Source organism: Magnetovibrio sp. PR-2 (assembly GCF_036689815.1).
GTDB lineage: Bacteria > Pseudomonadota > Alphaproteobacteria > Rhodospirillales > Magnetovibrionaceae > Magnetovibrio.
In genome coordinates this window covers 23,134-41,595 of sequence record NZ_JBAHUR010000015.1, presented here as the reverse complement: position 1 = coordinate 41,595, position 18,462 = coordinate 23,134, and the positions used below count along the sequence as shown (strand labels likewise).

The following is an 18,462-nucleotide window of genomic DNA, read 5'->3' as shown; positions in this document are numbered from 1 at the left end:
AGGAATATAACATGACTGATCACATTGAAGTTTTTTTTGACGATATCGGCAATGTACTGGTCTACCCCGAGAATTTTGTAAATGATGTTTGCGGCGAAGCATTTTGGCCAATTCCATTCGATAACCCCATTGCCAAGCCCGAAAGCGTCAAGTTTCCAAAACCAGCATGGTTGATTGAGGCAAGCCCTGTCGTTGAAGGTTTCCCCCTGGCGGTGCGGCGATTGCAAAACTTCATTCTTTGCTTGTCCTGGGACTGGTTGAGCAATCCTGAAGCCGATTACGTGTTTTACGCCTACGCTTCGGATGTCCGGCGGTCAATTGGCAATGGAGCAGATTGTGGCAATCAACGGCTTCGGAAAGCCTTCGACCAGTTGAGCTCAGTAGATATGGTGTTCCCGAGTTTTGGAAATGTGTCTGTCTCACTTCTTGAAGTGGGTGGCGTCTCGGAGTGTGGCGAATACGCATTCTGGAAGTTTAAAAACGAACTGCGCCTACCCCTTTCTGATGAATACAAATGGGGCATGATCAATATGGCGGAAAGCTTGAAGCTGACGTCCAAGTACGCTTTGTCACTATATGAGCTTGCTCGCCTTTACTACAGGCGCAAACTGAATTTCCGGAACACAACGCCGGATGAGCTCAGACTTCTTCTGGGCGTTGGGAACTCACTGCCGACTTGGACCGCCCTGAAGGGCCGGGCACTTGAGCCTGCGATCAAACAAATTCAAGACCGGACTGGCCTTAATATCAAATTTGAAACCGAGCGGAGAAGGCGGACTAGAGAAGTGAATAAGATCACTTTGACATTCAGCAAACAGAAAGCCGCATGATTATTTTAAAGCCGCCCGAAGGCGGCTTTAAAATGTGTACGAACTATCTTCAAACTTACAGTTCTTATGACTGCTTACTTTATTATTTAAACCGCCTATTCAGCGTGTAACAATTCCATATGTGGGATTCTGAAGAACAACCCAATAGTTTTTTCATTTTTAACACTCCGAGTCACTCTTGAAGGCACAAACGACTAAACAGCTATCCTAGTGTTTTCAGGATGCAAGACGCTAAGTGCGTCAAATTGTTATCACAGCGTTTCTGCACCACGGGCCAAATAGGCCCCGAGCATACTTGAGCGAGGCAGTCCTTGTTGGAAGCCGAATTCTAGAAACATCTCAGAAATCAAGAGATCGTTGATGTTTTCCAGGCTCCAGCGCACCCTAACTGTATCGAAGCACAAGTAAGAGAGAGGCGCAGATGACACATCAACAGGTGTTTTTAAGCAAAATATCCGAAGCGGTTTCTGGCCCGATAACCACGGATCAATATCTTGGTCTGGCGATTTTCGCCATCGTCATTGCCGGGTTTATCATCGGCGGCCTTTGGTCCAATTACAGCACAGATAAAAATTCCCCCTGGGATTCTTACTGATCTTTTATAAGATCAGACCTGTGCGGTCATGTTTGTTACGAGAAGCGATACTGAAGAACCGCACCGTCCAAGTTCGAAAACTTGGCTCAACGGGGGCGACGATGGTTACGGTTTTACGAAGGTTTGGCGGTTGGGCTTATGTTTCCATAGTGCTGGCCGGCCTCTTTATGGCGACGAGCGCGCATGCCGCAGACTCCGTTCGCATCGCCGTTGGAAATGATTTTGCACCTTTTGAATACCAAGATGAAAACGGAAACCCGACAGGGTTGATCGTCGATCTGTGGACACTTTGGTCAAAACGGACCGGGACGCCCATTGAATTCAAGTCTGCTCCTTGGAGCGAAACGTTGGATATGGTCAAGGATGGTCGTGCCGATGTTCACGCCGGTTTGAACAAAACACCCGAACGCCAAGTTTATCTGAATTACGGCGAGCCTCTGTTGACCAGCAACATTTATATCTTTAGCCCCAAAGGCATTGACCTGACGGGTGACTTCAAAGATTTGGCAGGTTTTCGCATTGGCGTGTTGGATGGCTCGTTGGAGCATGCGCACCTGCCGCGCGTTGCACCCGGGGCCGAAGTGGTAGCCTATCCGACGACAGGCGCCCTTTACGACGCAGTGCTGAATAAAGAGATACGCTTTTTTGCCGATGTTGAACAAACGGCTTTGTTCTTCTTAGCCGAACGTAATCTTGACGGGCTTTATCAATACAACGCCAGTGCACCATTGGCGGAAAACTATCTCTATGTCGCGGCCAAGAAAGGCCGTTCGGATCTGGTCGAGACCGTCAACGCGGGCTTGAACCAAATCACGCCAAATGATCGGCGCAAGCTGACCAAAGCCTGGCTGGGCCCGGTCGCCAAACAAGCGACGGATTCTTTGGTGATCGCCGTATCACGCAACTATCCACCTTTTACTGTGACGGATGTGAACGGTGCGCCTGCTGGCATGTTGGTGGATATTTGGCGGCTGTGGTCGCGCAAGACGGGCCGCAAGATCGAATTCAAACAAAGCAGTTGGGCTGACACGCTCTACGCCCTGCGCAACGGCGAAGCGGACATACATTCCGGTTTGTTCCGCAGTGCATCGCGGGCACAATGGATCGATTTTTCCCGCCCGGTCTATCAAATTACGTCGAGCCATTACCACCGTGTCGGTGCAGACCTACCCCAGACATTTCAAAACGTGAACATGGGTGCCATGTTCGGGTCGTTCCAAGAAGCGTACTTGCGTGAAACTGAACCCAAAGCCCATGTTTTAGGCTATCGCGATGACGAAGAAGTCTTTCGCGCCCTGTCCCAAGGGGACATCGATGTATCGCTCAGCGAAGACGCAACGGTTGAAGCCATGCTGGGTCGGCTTGGCTTGCAAGGCGCGATTGTGAGCACGGGCCCACCGGTTTTGGAAAACGATTTGTTCTTCGGCGTGCGCAAAGGTGACGGCGAATTGCTAACGCTCATCGAGCGGGGATTGGATTTGATCTCACGCAAAGAATTGGCTGAGATCGAAGCCCGTTGGGTGCTCAACCCGGACAATCAGATTTTCTCCAAACAAGAACTGGCTTTAACGGCAAAGCAGCATGCCTTTATCAAATCACATCCCAAAATTCGTGTGCACAACGAAAGTGATTGGGAACCGTTCAATTTCTTTAAAGAGGGCCGGCCGCAAGGCTTTTCCATCGATTACATGAATATGTTGGCGCGCGACATCGGCGTAGAGGTCGAATACGTCACCGGGCCGACGTGGGGTGAGTTTTTGGGCTTGGTGAAAAACAAAAACTTGGACGTGATGCTTAACATCATCAAGACGCCCAAACGCGATCAATACATCGCCTTCACGGAACCTTACGTGGAAAACCCGCCTGTGTTGGTGATCAAAGATGACAACACCAGCGTTCAAAAGTTTGACGACCTGTTTGGCAAAACGTTGGCGATCCCCGATGGGTTCTTTTATCAAGAAATCATCGAGCGTGAATTTCCCGAAATCAATTTGATGCTGTTGGACGGGCAGCCAGACTGTTTAAAGGCCGTCGCTGTTGGCAAGGCGGACGCGACCATTGGCGGCATTGCCATTCAAACCGATTTGATGCGCAAGCTGTTTTTGACCAACTTGCGCTTTATCGGGGAGCTCCCCGAAGAAACCTTTGCCAACCGCCTGCGTTTGGGTGTGCGTGACGATTGGCCGGTGCTGCGCGACATCTTGCAAAAAGCCATTGATGCCGCAGACCAAGGTGAAATCCGCCGCCTGCAACAAAAGTGGTTGGGGGATGTCTTGGCGAAAGCCCCGGCCCAAGCTGTTGTCGAATTAAGTGCGGATGAACGGGCTTGGTTAGAACAGCATTCCACATTCCGCCTGGGCATCGATCCGCAATTTCACCCGCTGGAATTCATTGATGATGGAACTTATCAAGGCCTGTCGGCTGATATCATCAATCACATCAACGGCACCTTCGGCATGTCATTTATCCCAGGTGATAACCGAACCTGGGCCGAAGCGTTTGAGTTGTTTGAGAAGGGTGAGATCGATATTTTACCCTCCGCTTTCCACACGACGGCTCGTGAAGAGTTGATGAATTTCACGGAACCTTACATGAGCTTCCCGATCATGCTGTTTACGCAAAACGATGCGGATTTTGTTGCGGGGCTTGAAGATATGGATGGGCGCACGGTCGCGATCCCGGAAAATTATGCAGCTGTTCACTTCGTTCAAAAAGACTTTCCGAACGTTAAAATTGTCGAGACCAAAACCGTTGCCGAAGCGTTGGAAGCTGTCTCTGTGGGCCGGGTGGATGGCTATGTCGGCAATTTGGCCACGGCGACCTACTTCATCGAACAGCTGAACATGAGCAACGTTAAAGTCGCCGCACCCACCCCGTTCTCTGCCGACTTACGCATGGGCGTGCGCAAAGACTGGCCGGAGCTCGTTTCGATTTTGGATAAAGTCTTGGCCGCCATTCCCGATGAAGACAAAAGTGCCATGCGCGCGAAATGGGTGTCCCTGCGGTTTGAACACGCTGTGGACACAGCAGCCCTGGTGCGTGTCGGCTTGCAAGTTGCGGGCGTGTCGGTGTTGATTTTGGTGCTGATCTTGATGTGGAACCGACGGCTTAAAATCGAAGTGAACCAACGTAAAAGAGCGGAGGCTCAGGCCAATGAAGAACGCTTGAAAGCGCTGGAGGCCAGCGACGCAAAATCGAAGTTCCTCACCATGATGAGCCACGACTTGCGCACGCCGCTGAACACCATCATGGGCTACGCTTTGATGATGGAAGAGGACGCCGATGATGATGGCGTGCCGCAGGAAATTCGTGACAGCGCAAAAGCCATCAACCGCAACAGCGGGCATCTCCACCGCATTATTGACGACATTATCGCCATGTCGCGGGTGGAATCCGGGCGCTATGAAATCACGCCGGAACCCATAGATGCAGAGTTGATCGCCAAAGAAAGCTTGAGCCTATCTGTCGGTCCCGCAACGGAACGGTGGGTGAAGATCAGGGTCGAAGGCGCGGATACAATCCCCACATTCGAAGCCGATCCCATCGCGCTGAAGCATATGATCATCAATCTGCTGTCAAACGCTATCCGCCATTCCTCAGAACATGGTGAAATCACCTTGCAGTTCGCTCAGGACGGCAAGGACGCCTTGGTTAGAGTCCTTGACCAAGGCGAAGGCATGACGCCAGAGCAGATTAAAATCGCGCGTGAAACCTTTGGTCAAGCGGGATCGAGCGACAAGCGTAAAGGCGGCAGTGGCATCGGTTTAACTGTCGTAGACCGCTTCATTAAACTTCACGGCGGACATCTGGATATTCAAAGTAAACCGGGTGCTGGCACGACGATGACCTTGGTGTTTCCTGGATGTTTCTAACGTCACATTAAGGTTGTTGCGTTGTGGGGATGTGCGTAAGTTGATGATGTCAGAAGATTATAGGTTCAAGGGGCAAGGCCGTGACAGACATCAACGTATTAATGGTCGAAGACGATCCTGAGTTCGCTCACTTCGTCGTGACGTACCTGGGGAAGAACGGATACGACGTGACCAGCGTTGCCACGGGCGCGGACTTGTTCAAAGTCATCGATACGAAGAGCTTCGATTGCATGGTCGTCGATCTGACACTGCCCGACGAAGACGGCATCGTTTTGGTGCGCAAAGTGCGTGCACGGTCCGACATTCCCATCGTCGTGCTGACGGGACGCGAGGGCGTGGATGACAAGTTGGCGTGTTTTGACGTCGGTGCCGACGACTACGTCAACAAACCCGTTGATCCACGCGAATTGATTGCCCGAATCCAGGCCGTGATGCGCCGCACACAGGTCGATAAAGGACCATCACGCGACGATATGCTGGTCATGGGCGGTGTCACGCTGGACCGTTTGCGCCGGACCGCAACCCGCGAAGACGGCAGCAAAGTTGATTTTACCCCGGCTGAATTCACATTGGTGTGGGTCTTGGCCCACGCGGACGGAAAGGTTCAGTCCCGCGACGATTTGGTTGATGCGGTGTCAACGGGTGACGGGCCCATGAACTTTCGGGCGGTCGACATATTGGTCAGCCGTGTTCGCAAAAAACTTGGCGACAAGGCTTCGGTCTTGACCGTGCCGCATGTGGGCTACAAAGCCGGCTGGCCCATTGAAGGAGCAGGATGATGACCAACATACATGGACTGTTATTTGACCTGGCAACCGCCATGGACACGGACGCGATGGAGCTGGTCATTTGGGTCTTGATCGGTGCAGTGGTGGTGATGTCGTTCGCCTTGTCCCTCGCATTGTGGAAGCAAGCCGAATATGACCGAATATACGACGAAGACAACGCCTAGATCTTAATGAAGCCGCCCCTTGGGGCGGCTTTGTTGTTTCCAAGAGCGTTGTTCAGAAACATCTGCGAAATATCCCTATTGTTGAATACCCGGTGGTGGGGTGAGAGAGTAACAGGACCTAAAGGGGGCTATTGCCATGATGAAACGTTTCTTAAAACTCTGCGCTACCACCATTGTCGCATCCATCGCCACATTCTCTGTAGCGAGTGCACAATCTACCCAGCAAACGGCAGCCGACTTGCTGGACGCCTTAGGTGGCATTCCGGGGGTCGAAAACCTTCCGGTTTCAGACATTCAAACCGGAGATGGATACACATCTGCACATGTAACGTTGCATGGCGAAGGGGCAACCATCGTTGGCTTCACGGTCGATGGCCAGAAAATGGCGGCCATCATTCCCGACAGTTTCGACCTCACCAAGATCACCCCCATTCCGTCCGGCACACCGCTGGACAACGTTTCGTTTCAAAATATGGCGTTTGTTATCGTGCCTAAGGGTGGCGCGAAATCTGATGTGACTGTGGCAAACTTGCCCGCAGATGTCGCCAGCGCCCTCAGCCCCAGTGGAAACAGCGTGAACCTGAAAGCTGGGCTCCATCTCTATGGCGAGATGGATGTCACGGGCTCGGCCATTGAAACAATGCTAAGCCCCGTGGGCATCACCGAACTCAACTTGCCGCTTTCTGGTGGCTTTCCCACAAGCTTGTTTTCACAAAATCCAAAAACGGCTGCGGCTGATTTCAAAAACCAAATTCTCGACAATTTAGATATCAACGTACCGTTGCCAGCCGTTTCTCTTCCGGGCGTGCCGAGTGCTGTGACGCTGAAGCAAACCAATTTGCACATCACGGGCAAAAAGGATGGCACCGCGCGCGTTCTTGATGTGGCGTTTAAGGGCGAGCTGGACGTGAAAGAAGGCTCCAGCACCGCCGCCTTTGACTTTGAAATGGACGTCAAAAAATCCGCTGGGGAAAAAGCAAAAATCAGCTTTGCAGCGACGGAAGTCCCAGGCTCAAGCTTATCGGTGGACATGGTTAAGACGTTCACCTTGTCGTCCATGACATTCAATATGAGCAACTATGACCCCAAGGGCTGGGGCTATACCGTCACGGCGAAGGCCTCTCTCGGAAGCACGATCCAGAACATGACCGTGTGGTTCCAAAACGTCCCCGGGGGCGGCAAGTATATTGCGGCTTCCCCAACGGGTTTGACCCTCGGGCGCCTCATTGGTGCCGATGGCGTTCCAGGGTTAAACGATGTGGCGCTGACGAACGTTACCTTCGGCCCGCAGGTGTGGTCGTTGTACGCCACGTTCAAGGGTGAGCAGATCCTTCTCGAAGTTCAAAAATTCGATGACATCACAAAGCCCGTTGTGACTGTAAGTTTGAATAGCGTGACCTTGACCGACTTCATTCCGGGTTCAAGTTCGACCCCGCTCAAGGATGTCAGCTTTGAGAAGATGATGGCGGTGTATCTTCCGGGGCAGACTGAGAAATCCATCTACACGCTTCATGATAAAGGCTGGCCGATTACTGCAGTATCCTCGATTAAAAGCACGGGTGGGGAGATGCTCAAGCCTGGCTTAAACATCTTCGGCTTCATGAACATCGATCCTAAAGGTGAAATGAAGACACTTCTGGGTGAGGTTGGGGTCAGTGCTGTTAAATTGCCGCTGACCGGCAAGATCGACAAATCCATGTTCCACGGCAACCCTACAGCGGCTATGAAGAATGCAATTATCGACAACTTGGACATCAACCTTCCGCTGCCGGCTATTTCGGTACCCGGGGTGCCGGATGCCGTCAACATTAAGCACACGGACTTGACCGTTAAAGGCAAGAACGACAACGGCACCCGGTCGATGGTTGTGGACCTTGCGGGTGAGCTGGATGTCACCCACGGTTCCACCAAGGCTGATTTTGATTTCGACATCGATATCGTGAAAAAATCTGGTGTCAACAAACTGTTGTTCAGTGCCAAGGAAACAAAGAGTTCGACGATCACCGCTGATATGGGCATTGAAACCCTGGACATTACGAACTTGTCGTTTGGTATGGACAACTACAAACCGGCGGGTTGGACGACCTGGCTGACCGGTGATGCCACTGTGAAAAACAACTCTGTCCACCTGAACTATGTCAAAGATCCGGGGCAAGACTACCGCGTTGAAATCACCACTACGGGCCTGACCATTCCCCAACTGATCGACAGTCCGAACTTACCGGGTTTCGTTGATGTTGAGCTCGACAGTGTCATGATACGCCCCAACATGTGGTTTTTGCATGGGAAGGTTCATGGTCAAGACACTTACTTCCAAATTCAAAAAAATCCGCATGGACCGGGTCATCTGATTGCGGCCTACCTTTATGAATTTGCATTGTCAGACCTGATTCCGGGTTCTGAGAGCTCACCCCTGAGCGACGTTACGTTCTCAAACATGGTTGCGTTGTACTATCCAGGCAACCAACCGACGATCGTGTCCGGTACCGGGATTCTTTACGATGCCGATACGTGGATCTACCAGTCCAATAAGAACAATCCGACCGTCTATCCTGGGCTGAACATTTTTGGCTTCATGAACGTTAAGCCTGGCGGCGAGATCAAGACGTTGCTGGGTAAGGTTGGCGTGTCAGAAGTTAAGCTGCCGCTGAACGGAAAAATCGACAAGTCCATGTTCCACGGCAATCCAACGGCCCAAATCGAAGACGCCATTATGGCCAACTTGGACCTGAAATTGCCCATTCCAACACCGAAAGTGCCGGAGCTGAGCGATGTCATGACGTTCACCAACGGCCAAGTGGAAATCAAAGGCCAATTGCCAGACGGCACACAAGGGATTGAGTTGCTCATTTCCGGCGATGCATCCGTCAAATTTGATTCCAGCGACGAATTGGATTTCGACTTTGAGCTTGCCTATGACCGCGCTTCGGGCGGTGGGCAAAAGGAATTGAAAGTTTCAGGCGCGACCACGAAGGATTGGAACGATCCGTTCGGCATGAGTTGGATCGATTTGAAAAAATTGAATCTCACCTTTGATGAAAAGGTGACGGGTGATGATTCCGACTGGGATCTGACCGTTACGGCGAAAACGGATATTGGCAAACATTCCAACTTGGCCGTCACCATGGAGGTCGAGGACAACAACGGCACGTATGAAAACGCAACCTTTACGTTGGCCGGGCCGCTCGATCTTTCCGAAATTCCGGGCATCAAAGACATCCCTGAGGTGAATGACCTGACGATCACGTCGCTCACGGCGTCCAAGCATGGCATCGATGCGAAGACCACGTTCCAAGGCAATCAAACCGATTTCTTCGCCTTTGAATATGAAAACGAGTGGGTCATTGCGCTGGAACAAAATAATTTCACCTTGACCGAAATCGTTCCGCCGCTTGCCAAAACGCCGCTGAAGCACATCAAGTTGTCTGAGGCGGCCATTGTCCTCACCCAACAAAAAGTCAGCGGCACACTGTCGGACTTCGGGCCCGTGGCACAAGATGCTTTCGGAACCATCTATGGCACGAACGCGGAAGACGAAGTGGTTCTGGGTGAAGGCCTCAACCTGGTCGCGGTGTTTGATCACAACAAGGCGACAGGTAAGGCCAAGGGTGGCTTTACCAAGATGGGCATGAACCAAAACCGTGTGGTTTTGGTGGGTGACATCGGTGGCATCATGGGCAATTCCAACCCGCACGTGGATCTGACCGTGGTGCTGGATTCTCACGGGCGCGCGAGCTGGATGCCCACGTGGCTGAAGTTCGCCGACAACATCGACTTCCTGTTTTCCATCATCGCGCTGGAAAGCGGTGACGACTTTGATGTCGAAATTGGTATTGCCATGGATGTGAACACAAAAATCCATGACGACGAGCTGACGTTCGAAGGCAAGCTTGCCATGGAATTGGAAGAAGAAAAAGCCGACGTCAAATTTGTGATGGATCTGAAGAACGGCAACTTGGCCGACGGTGGCACCAAGGACTATGGCCTGAACTGCACGCTGAACAGCACACCCGGTCACCCAATGCCGAAAGGTCCGGCGGGCTGGCATGATCCCTTCGGCATTCCCGGTTTTACGCTCTACAACATCGCTATGGACTTAGGCGTCACCGATGATGGCGTTCACTTAGGTTTTGCCGGTGGTGCCAAAGTCGGCGGGGATCGTTTCTGTGTCGCCGTGGATACGGACTTAGACGCCGCAGAACTGGGTCTGCCTCAAGACATCGCGTTTATCGGTGCGGCCGATCAGGTCGATATGGATTTCCCCGAACAACTCGCCATTCAAATGGCGAACGATCTGTCGAAACAGGAACACTTGGGCATTAGCCAAACCGATATCGACGCCATCAGCACGCTCATGAACGGCCTGCCCGCACCTGTGTTTAAAAACGTCAAATTTGCGTTTGCGACGCCGGGCGCCACGGACCCGGATTTGAACATCACAGGTGAAGGTGTGGCGTTGAAGGGTGATATGTACTGGCTGGGCAAAGAGCTGGGCACCGTCGATATGTCGGTCACAGCCAAATCGGGCATCTATGTGGACGCGACCATCGGCAATAAAGACGGCAACTTGGACGTCGGCCCGATCACCATTAAACACACAAAGCTGGACTTCGAGGTGCCCATGCCGCCGAAAAACCCACTAAACGGGTTTTTCAAGGTGAACGGCGATATAGACATTTCGGAAATCGACCTGAGCGCTTCGATCAAGGCCGATGTCACGGACAAAACCATGTCCTTTTCCGTTACGGAATCATTGTTCAATGATTTCTCTGAATCCATTGGTATGAAGCTGACGGGTGTTGATCTGTCGGTCACGCATCCGAGTTTCGACAACGCGGACTTCTTTATTTCCGGTGCGTTTAATGCGGATTTCGGGACCTTCATTGAAAACTCGATGAAGACCACACTGAACACTGCATTTTCAGATTTCGATGCAAAGCTTGCCGCTGGGGATAAGAAAATTAAAGCCGCGCAGGCTAAGGTCGATAAACTCAATGGTGAAATCAATCACGAACGCGCCATCGTGCGCGCTGAACGCGCCAAGGTCGAACACAAGGTCGAAGCCGCACAGCACAGAGTTGATGAACTTGCGGGTGATATTACACACGACTGGAAAAAATATCACCACTGCGGCGGTTGGTTCCCATGGCCGTGCAAAATCCGTTGGGGCATTACCATTGGTTTTGAAAAAGCTGCGAAAGACATTGCTGATGAGGTGTTGAAACTGGTTGAAGAGCTGGTCAAACACTTCCCCATCGATATGGACCCGCGCATCTGGCCGCTGATCGCTGCCAAAGAAACCGCGATGGGCACTTTGAAACTGGCTGAATACTCCATCGAAGGATTGGAGGATTTGGACAAGATGTTGACCAAAGGTCTGGACGCCATCGAAAATGCTGTCGGTGGTTCGGTGAATGTGAAAAAAGCCAGCTTCCAAGGTTCGCTCACAGGTGTGATCGAACACAACGACCCGGTCGATCTGTTGATCGATGTGGAGTTGTTCGGTTCCGAATTTGAAGACACCTTTGCCTTCAAACTTCAAAATGTTGGTGATGAGCTGGAAAATCTGGGCAAAGAAGGTGCCAAGGACTTCGCACACCTATCACTTTTGGGATTGGTCGGCGTGGACCATATGTTCAACAAAGTTCTGAGCGACATTCCCACACCGTTCTTGCGTCAACTGCGCGAAAACGTTGGCAACAAAATCCATACGGCACAAACAGCCTTGAGAACTGATTTGCAAGCCGATGCGACGTTGTTTGCGAACTACAGTAAACAAGCCCAGAAATTGATGACGGATGGTGTTGTGTTCTCCAACGACTATGTCGCCGGGCTGATGCATGCACCCGTGACGTTGTTGGACAAAGAACCCGCCAGCGAAACGTTTGACGGTGCACAATTCGAAATTGCGTCCAGCGGGCTGTGTTTGACCACAGGCGCAAGGTACAACAATGAGGCCGCCGAAGATGGCTACAACGCCTGTGCCGCAACCGAAAGCGACGACGCCGACTATGGTGAAATCTCGCTGACGGGCCAGACGTTTAAAACTGCCGGCGTCAACTGGGATACGGGCAAGCACAAAGGCAAGCCCAGCGGTTATGTGTACATTCAAAGTGGGGAAGGCGGCAGGTGCCTAACAGTCCCGGGCAAATGGCAATTTGACGAAGTTCTGTTTGATGGAAAAATTGTCGAACAAAACAAATTCCACGTCAGCACAAACTGGAACCCAGGATTTGGGAACTGTGGATCGGGACCTGAAAATCACTGGAAAATCCTCAAACACGGTGAGGACTATTACCAACTGCACAATCGCGCGACACAAACTTGTCTGTGGTTGCAATCGAAGCAAGATAGATACGGTGGTGTCTGGAACAGTTTGAAAATGGTTCCGTGTGTGGGCGCCAATACGGGTGTGTTCCGTGTTGCTGACCCCGTTAAAGCCGTTTTCCACAAGGTCGGTTTACCAATTAAAAAATCCTTCCCGATGATGAACGTCACACTCAGCGAGGATGATGATGGTAGCGCTTCCAGCCCCCGCCTTGTCAGCAAATGTTTTGGCAAGAGCGATGACGGAGGGGGGGCTGCGTTCGTCAGTTGCGACACGCGGGCCAAATATGACAAAGAGGAGTACCGATATACACAGGGCTACGATCTGTTCGATTATTTCGTGGATGATCTTGGTCGGCGTCGGTTTGCCAGCCGCACATACCCCAACAAATGTTTGGGCTACCTTGACGATGAATCGGCTGCAGTAGCGCTCTATATGGGTTACGTGACATGTGATTCCGGCGATGCCTCTCAATGGTTCGCAACAACTCAAACCGTGGGTGGATTGACGCTGTTCAATACGGCAGGCGGTCAATCATATGACAATGTGAAGGTTCGCGCTGGCGTCAAATTCCCAGACCCATGGAACATGTTGATGATGCCCTTGAACCCCAAAGCCGGGGTGAACTGGGCAACCTATTCCGGCAACGCCAAGGACAAAGCCTTTACCCCGGACGAGCAATCAACGTCGGCCATCAACACGTGGGTGACGGCTTGGGCTGGGATTCAGTCCAAGTTGGCAGCCAATACCAATGATTTGGCTGCGGGCAAGCAAGCCTGTGTCGAATCTGGGAAGAAGTCTTTTTGCTATCGCTTAGGGATGCAGACAGGCTATCAGGGGGTGCCGCGTTTGGCGTCCGGCGCCGTTGGTTTGGCCTCCATGCCTGTGCCTGGCGCGCCAAATCCACCGCCGCCACCCGTTCAACATTTGCCACCGATCGTGTTGACAGATGGCACGCCGATCATTGACGACGATTATGCGTTGGCGGCGAAAAACGCATTGCCCAACCTGCAGGTTTCGAAAGAACCCAAATGGTTCGCCTGTCGGGTGCAAACGCAACCACAGAATACGAGCGTCACCATGTACATTCCAGGCGTGGTCGTGAACAACAACCTGTGCGTATATTCCGAAGGCACACAGAAATATACGGGGGGGTATTACGATGTGCTTCAGGATGCGACGGATGTGTTCTGGCAACCGTCCGGGCGCGGGTACCTGCCGTCGTCCGCCGTGGTCACGGGCCGCATCAATATCGATAAGTCCGACGGCAAGTTCGATGTTACGAACCGTATATACAGTTATTTGGAAGGCCAAACCGTGGCGATGTACACGTGCCGCACCATGATCGGACGTCAGACGCACGTTGGTTGGACCATCGGCGGCAAGTACTGTCACATCGTCAATGGCGTGTCGGGCGCGGTAACGCGGAATTTTGAAGTGCTCGCCACCAGCTATACCCAAGCTGCACCGCCGCCACCGCCATCGCCACCGAAACCATCATGTACGTATGAAATGGTGCAAGAGCATTATCAAGACTGGTGGACAAACAAGGGGTGCACCAAGGCTCAGTACAACAAAGAACACCCGCAATGTAACTTCGAATCCCGCCAAGATGGGGTGTGCGATGGTGGCCCGCCTCAAAACGATCCGTACAATTGGTGGGGGTGATGGATAAATCAAATATTTCCAGGATGTTTACGGTGTTTCTCGCCAGAAACATCCCGGAAACACCAGTTTCATTGACCCAGACGGCGATTTGCCATCATAGTGTTGTGTGAAGTGATTAGACTTTACTCAGTAATTCGAGAGCCTTGGGGGCATCATGGTTTACCGTTCAACAAAAATTCTTCCCGTACTGTTTTTGGCAGGGACCTTGACGGCGTGTCAGGCGACGACCGGAAACTTCTTGAACTCGACGGCGTTGAGCACGGCCGATCAAGCGGCGCAACCGAAGTTCGTCGAAATGATCAAGGACATCGAAAGCGACCGTCTGAACGATCCTTGGATCCGCGCCGGGCTCGAAGCTCTGGACGCCAAAGAGCTACAAGCCGCGTCCAAGGCGTTCAACAAGGCGCTGAAGTTTGAACCCGCGAACCCGCACCTGCACTTCTTAAATGGGCTCACGTATCACTTGATGGCCGCACAAGGCGACGCCAGCCAGTTGGATATGGCCAAGGTCGGCTACGACTTGGCACTGCGCTACGACCCGTCCAACTTCTGGGCCGCTTACCAGCAAGGTCAAATCAGTTTTTCCGAACAGCGTTACCGCGAAGCGCAAGACGCGTTCGCTTATGCCCTTCAATATGACGACGACAACGTCGATATTCTGCGCGCACTTGCGACCGCGTCCTACTACGCCCAAGACCTGGACACGGCGCTAGGCGCCATTGAACAAGCGTCCGCGCTTCGCCCCAACGATGAAAGCATTTCGTATGACGCGGCGCTCTATTACGCCGCCGCTGGCGAAGCCGACAAGGCCGAGTTCCAATACGCTGCGTTCAATGCCATGGCCGGAAACGTCAACGGTTTTCGCAAATCTCACCTGAAAAACCGCATGAACGATTGGAAGAAATTCCACGAAGAAAACGATGCCATCTTGCACCGTGTGCAGAGCACGTCGGATATCTTCGGGTCCAGCGACACGTCCGAAGGCATCAAACCAGACAGCTCAAGCTCCTATGGCAGCTCTGCATCTTCTGTCTCTTCCGACGCCAAAGCCAAAGTCAAAGCCGATCACAAAAGCATGGCTTTGGTCGATGTGGTGATCATCCGGTCCGAAGAACGCGTAGCAACGTCCAAAGGTGTGAACCTGTTGAGCGGCTTGACCTCCACCTTGTCCGGCACATTGTTCAGCATGAACGACAGCCGCACCGTCAACCACTATGGCGCAAACTCCGGCACCACGGTGTTTACGGTCAATCCGTCGTTCTCCCTGTCGGCGTCTTACTCATTGAACATCTTCAATGACAACTTCGACAAAAACGAAGTGTTGGCCCGTCCGACTTTGGTGGCGTTGAACAATAAAAAATCCGAATTTTTTTCCGGTGCCGTTCTGCACGTCGAACTCACTGGCTCTTCGGGCTCTCAAGGTGCGGTGCAATCCGTGCCTGTGGGGGTGAAGCTGGATGTGACGCCGAAGTTCTGGGGCGCGGATGAAGTGGAATTGAAAGTCACTGCCGCCCGCGCCTTCATCGAAGGGCGCTCTTCAAACGCAGGCTTCAACAACTTCACCCAAACGACGAAGAACACGGTCACCGCAAATGTGACGATGAAGTTCGGCGATACCTTGGTGCTCAGCGGTCTCAGCGAAAAAGAAACGGAAAACCTGCGCGATGGTGTTCCGCTGTTGCAAGACATTCCGGTTGTCCAGTATCTGTTTTCGTCCGAAAACACTTTGGACTACACCAAGTCCGTCTTGATCTTGGTTACGCCGCGCAAGCCGAACTACACCTATGAAGATGGATCGGACAAAGTCGATATGTCCAACCCTGCGGACGCCCAAATGGATCAAAAGCATTTGGCTGATTTGAAAGCCAGCAAAGCTTGGCACAAACCGGCGTCGAACTTGGATGCGGTGTTCTGGCACTTGAGAAACGGCAAGTTCTTTACCGAGTTCCGGTCCGGCGACGTGCGCATGGAAAAATGGAATTTCCCAGGGCGCTTGGAACGCATGACCGAACGCGTTTTGCAGTTCTTGTACTTCTAGGCCTGATCGGAAGCACGCCATGTTTCGATCATTTGCGATCGCTGTGACCTTGATGGTGGGCAGCATTGCCCCAGCCCAAGCGGCTTGGACGGTAAAGGACAGCGCCAAAGGGGATGTCCAAGTCATTAAGGAGACCTCATCCATCTTTGCGGATATGAGGTTTTACAAAGTCCCCAACGATACCGTCTATGCCCTCAATGCGCCGGACCAAGATCTGCTGCCTGTTTACGATTTTATCGCGTGCCTTCAACTCACCAACCCGGATGCCAACATCGAAGTCGATCATGGTGGAGGGTATGACATCCAAATGGATGTCGTTGATTTTCCTGGTGGCAGATGGGATGTGCAGATCCGTTTGCGAGAAGCCGACCAAATTAATGAGTTGGATAAGTACAAAGTTTATTTGGTTGACCGCATCATCATCGGCACTTTACGGCTGCGCGATTTAAACCAGCGTGTGACGGCATTGCGCACAATGTCCAACGCCTGTTACGCCCAACCCTAGGCGACGGGGGCGACAATGCATCTCAACATCGGTCAGAAAATTTTTGGTATTGCGGCTGTCGTCTTGTCCTTGATGGTGGCCGTGTCGGTATATTCCATTCAACTGACGGCGACCATCAGTGAAGAGTTGCGCGTCATCGCCAAACGCGACCTGCCCATCACCCAGGCCGTCGGCCACATCAACGTGGCCTTTTTGGACCAAGCCGTCGTGCTGGAACGTGTGTTGGCCATGAACCCCGATGATGAAGATGACCGTCAAGCCCTTGCGAAGGAACAAGGGCGTCATCAAAAGCTGGTGGCAAAGGTCATTGCAAAATTTGACCATGCTCGCGAAATGTTGCGCCTTGCCAAAGAAGAGGACATCGCCAAGCACCTCAACATCATTGAGACACACTACCAAGCGTTTGAAGCGCACAGTGTGGGGATGATGACGGCGCACGGCATGCAAGACCATGACGTGTTTGAAAGCCTAAAAGCAGACTTGGAAACCAAGCAAGACAACTTGAGCACAGCGATTGGGGCCTTGCACGATCATCTCGCCGCGATCACAGACCAAGCTGTGCAGAAGGTCAATCGTGATGAGCAAAAGTTGCTCATCGTAAACTCAGCCTTGACGGTTCTGGCGACGGTTTTGTCGATTTTATTTGCCGGTCTTGTGACCCGCATCATTGTGCGCAATGTCCGCAAATTGGTGCAAGGTGCGCAGGCTGTCCAGGACGGTCAACTTGACACAGAAGTGCAGATCAGCACCCAAGATGAAATTGGGCGGTTGAGCGTTGCCTTCAACGACATGGTGGGCGGGCTGCGTTTGAAAGAACGCATCAAAGACACGTTCGGTAAATATATGGATCCGCGCATTGTCTCTGGGCTTTTGGACCATCCAGAGTTCACCGACCCCGGCGGCGAGCGGCGCGAAATGTCGGTGATGTTTATCGACCTCAAAGGCTTTACGTCGATATCCGAAGCCTTGCAGCCAGATGAACTGGTGTTCATGGTCAATGATTTTTTCGGCCATATGACGGACGCCATTTCCATGCACCAAGGTGTGGTCGATAAGTTTATGGGTGATGCTGTGATGGCCTATTGGGGACCGCCGTTTTGCGACGCGGACGCACATGCCACACTGGCGTGCAAAGCGGGACAGGAGGCCCTTCGTCGACTGGATGCGTTTCGCGAAGACGTGCGGACTAAACTTGGCGCGGCTGCAGATGGGCTCGAAATTGATCTGCGCATTGGCATATCCAGTGGCGACATGATTGTCGGCACCATCGGCTCCACGGCCAGCCGCAACTTTACCGTCATGGGGGACCCGGTCAACTTAGGTTCACGTTTGGAAGGGGCCAACAAAGCCTATGGCACACACATCTTGGTGTCGGACCGGACGCATGAATTGGTTGGCAAAGATTTACCCATGCGCGAAATCGATCTGATCCGCGTCAAAGGCAAACAAGAACCCGTTCGCGTGTTTGAATTGTTGACGGATGAGCAAGACATACAGGACTTCTCTCCGGGCCTGCTCGCCTATCGTGCCCAGGACTGGGACGGGGCTGAAACTGTATTTTCCCAAACGCGCGGAGATACAGCTGCTCAAGCTTATCTCAACCGCATTTCTCAATTGCGCAAATCTCCACCGCCCGCAGATTGGGATGGTGTCTGGGTTTTTGATACCAAGTAG

9 protein-coding genes are annotated in these 18,462 nt (G+C 52.3%); all 9 read left to right on the top strand.

The window, feature by feature from the left end; genetic code table 11:
- Positions 1-11: 11 nt before the first annotated feature.
- The 9 genes from V5T82_RS15330 (at position 12) to V5T82_RS15290 (ending at position 18,462) form a co-directional block, all read left to right on the top strand.
- Positions 12-830, top strand: a complete 819-nt coding sequence (locus V5T82_RS15330; RefSeq protein ID WP_332896541.1) for a replication initiation protein — start codon at positions 12-14, stop codon at positions 828-830.
- Between the two features lie 421 nt (positions 831-1,251).
- Positions 1,252-1,425 (top strand): hypothetical protein, encoded by a 174-nt coding sequence (locus V5T82_RS15325; RefSeq protein ID WP_332896540.1) that lies wholly within the window; start codon positions 1,252-1,254, stop codon positions 1,423-1,425.
- 101 nt (positions 1,426-1,526) lie between these two features.
- Entirely contained in the window at positions 1,527-5,297 is a 3,771-nt protein-coding gene (locus V5T82_RS15320) for a transporter substrate-binding domain-containing protein (RefSeq protein WP_332896539.1), read from the top strand.
- Positions 5,298-5,377: 80 nt separating this feature from the next.
- Positions 5,378-6,076 (top strand): response regulator transcription factor, encoded by a 699-nt coding sequence (locus V5T82_RS15315; protein WP_332896538.1) that lies wholly within the window; start codon positions 5,378-5,380, stop codon positions 6,074-6,076.
- On the top strand, positions 6,073-6,249 hold the full coding sequence (locus V5T82_RS15310) for a hypothetical protein (RefSeq protein WP_332896537.1): 177 nt from the start codon (positions 6,073-6,075) through the stop codon (positions 6,247-6,249). Before V5T82_RS15315 ends, V5T82_RS15310 begins: the two co-directional genes overlap by 4 nt.
- A gap of 136 nt (positions 6,250-6,385) precedes the next feature.
- Entirely contained in the window at positions 6,386-14,245 is a 7,860-nt protein-coding gene (locus V5T82_RS15305) for a hypothetical protein (RefSeq protein WP_332896536.1), read from the top strand.
- A gap of 154 nt (positions 14,246-14,399) precedes the next feature.
- Positions 14,400-16,283 carry a secretin GspD/PilQ domain-containing protein gene (locus V5T82_RS15300; RefSeq protein ID WP_332896535.1) on the top strand — a complete coding sequence of 628 codons (1,884 nt, stop codon included), beginning with the start codon at positions 14,400-14,402 and terminating at the stop codon, positions 16,281-16,283.
- A gap of 19 nt (positions 16,284-16,302) precedes the next feature.
- Complete coding sequence (locus V5T82_RS15295) at positions 16,303-16,788, top strand: hypothetical protein (RefSeq protein ID WP_332896534.1); 486 nt, start codon at positions 16,303-16,305, stop codon at positions 16,786-16,788.
- Positions 16,789-16,803: 15 nt separating this feature from the next.
- Complete coding sequence (locus V5T82_RS15290) at positions 16,804-18,462, top strand: adenylate/guanylate cyclase domain-containing protein (protein ID WP_332896533.1); 1,659 nt, start codon at positions 16,804-16,806, stop codon at positions 18,460-18,462.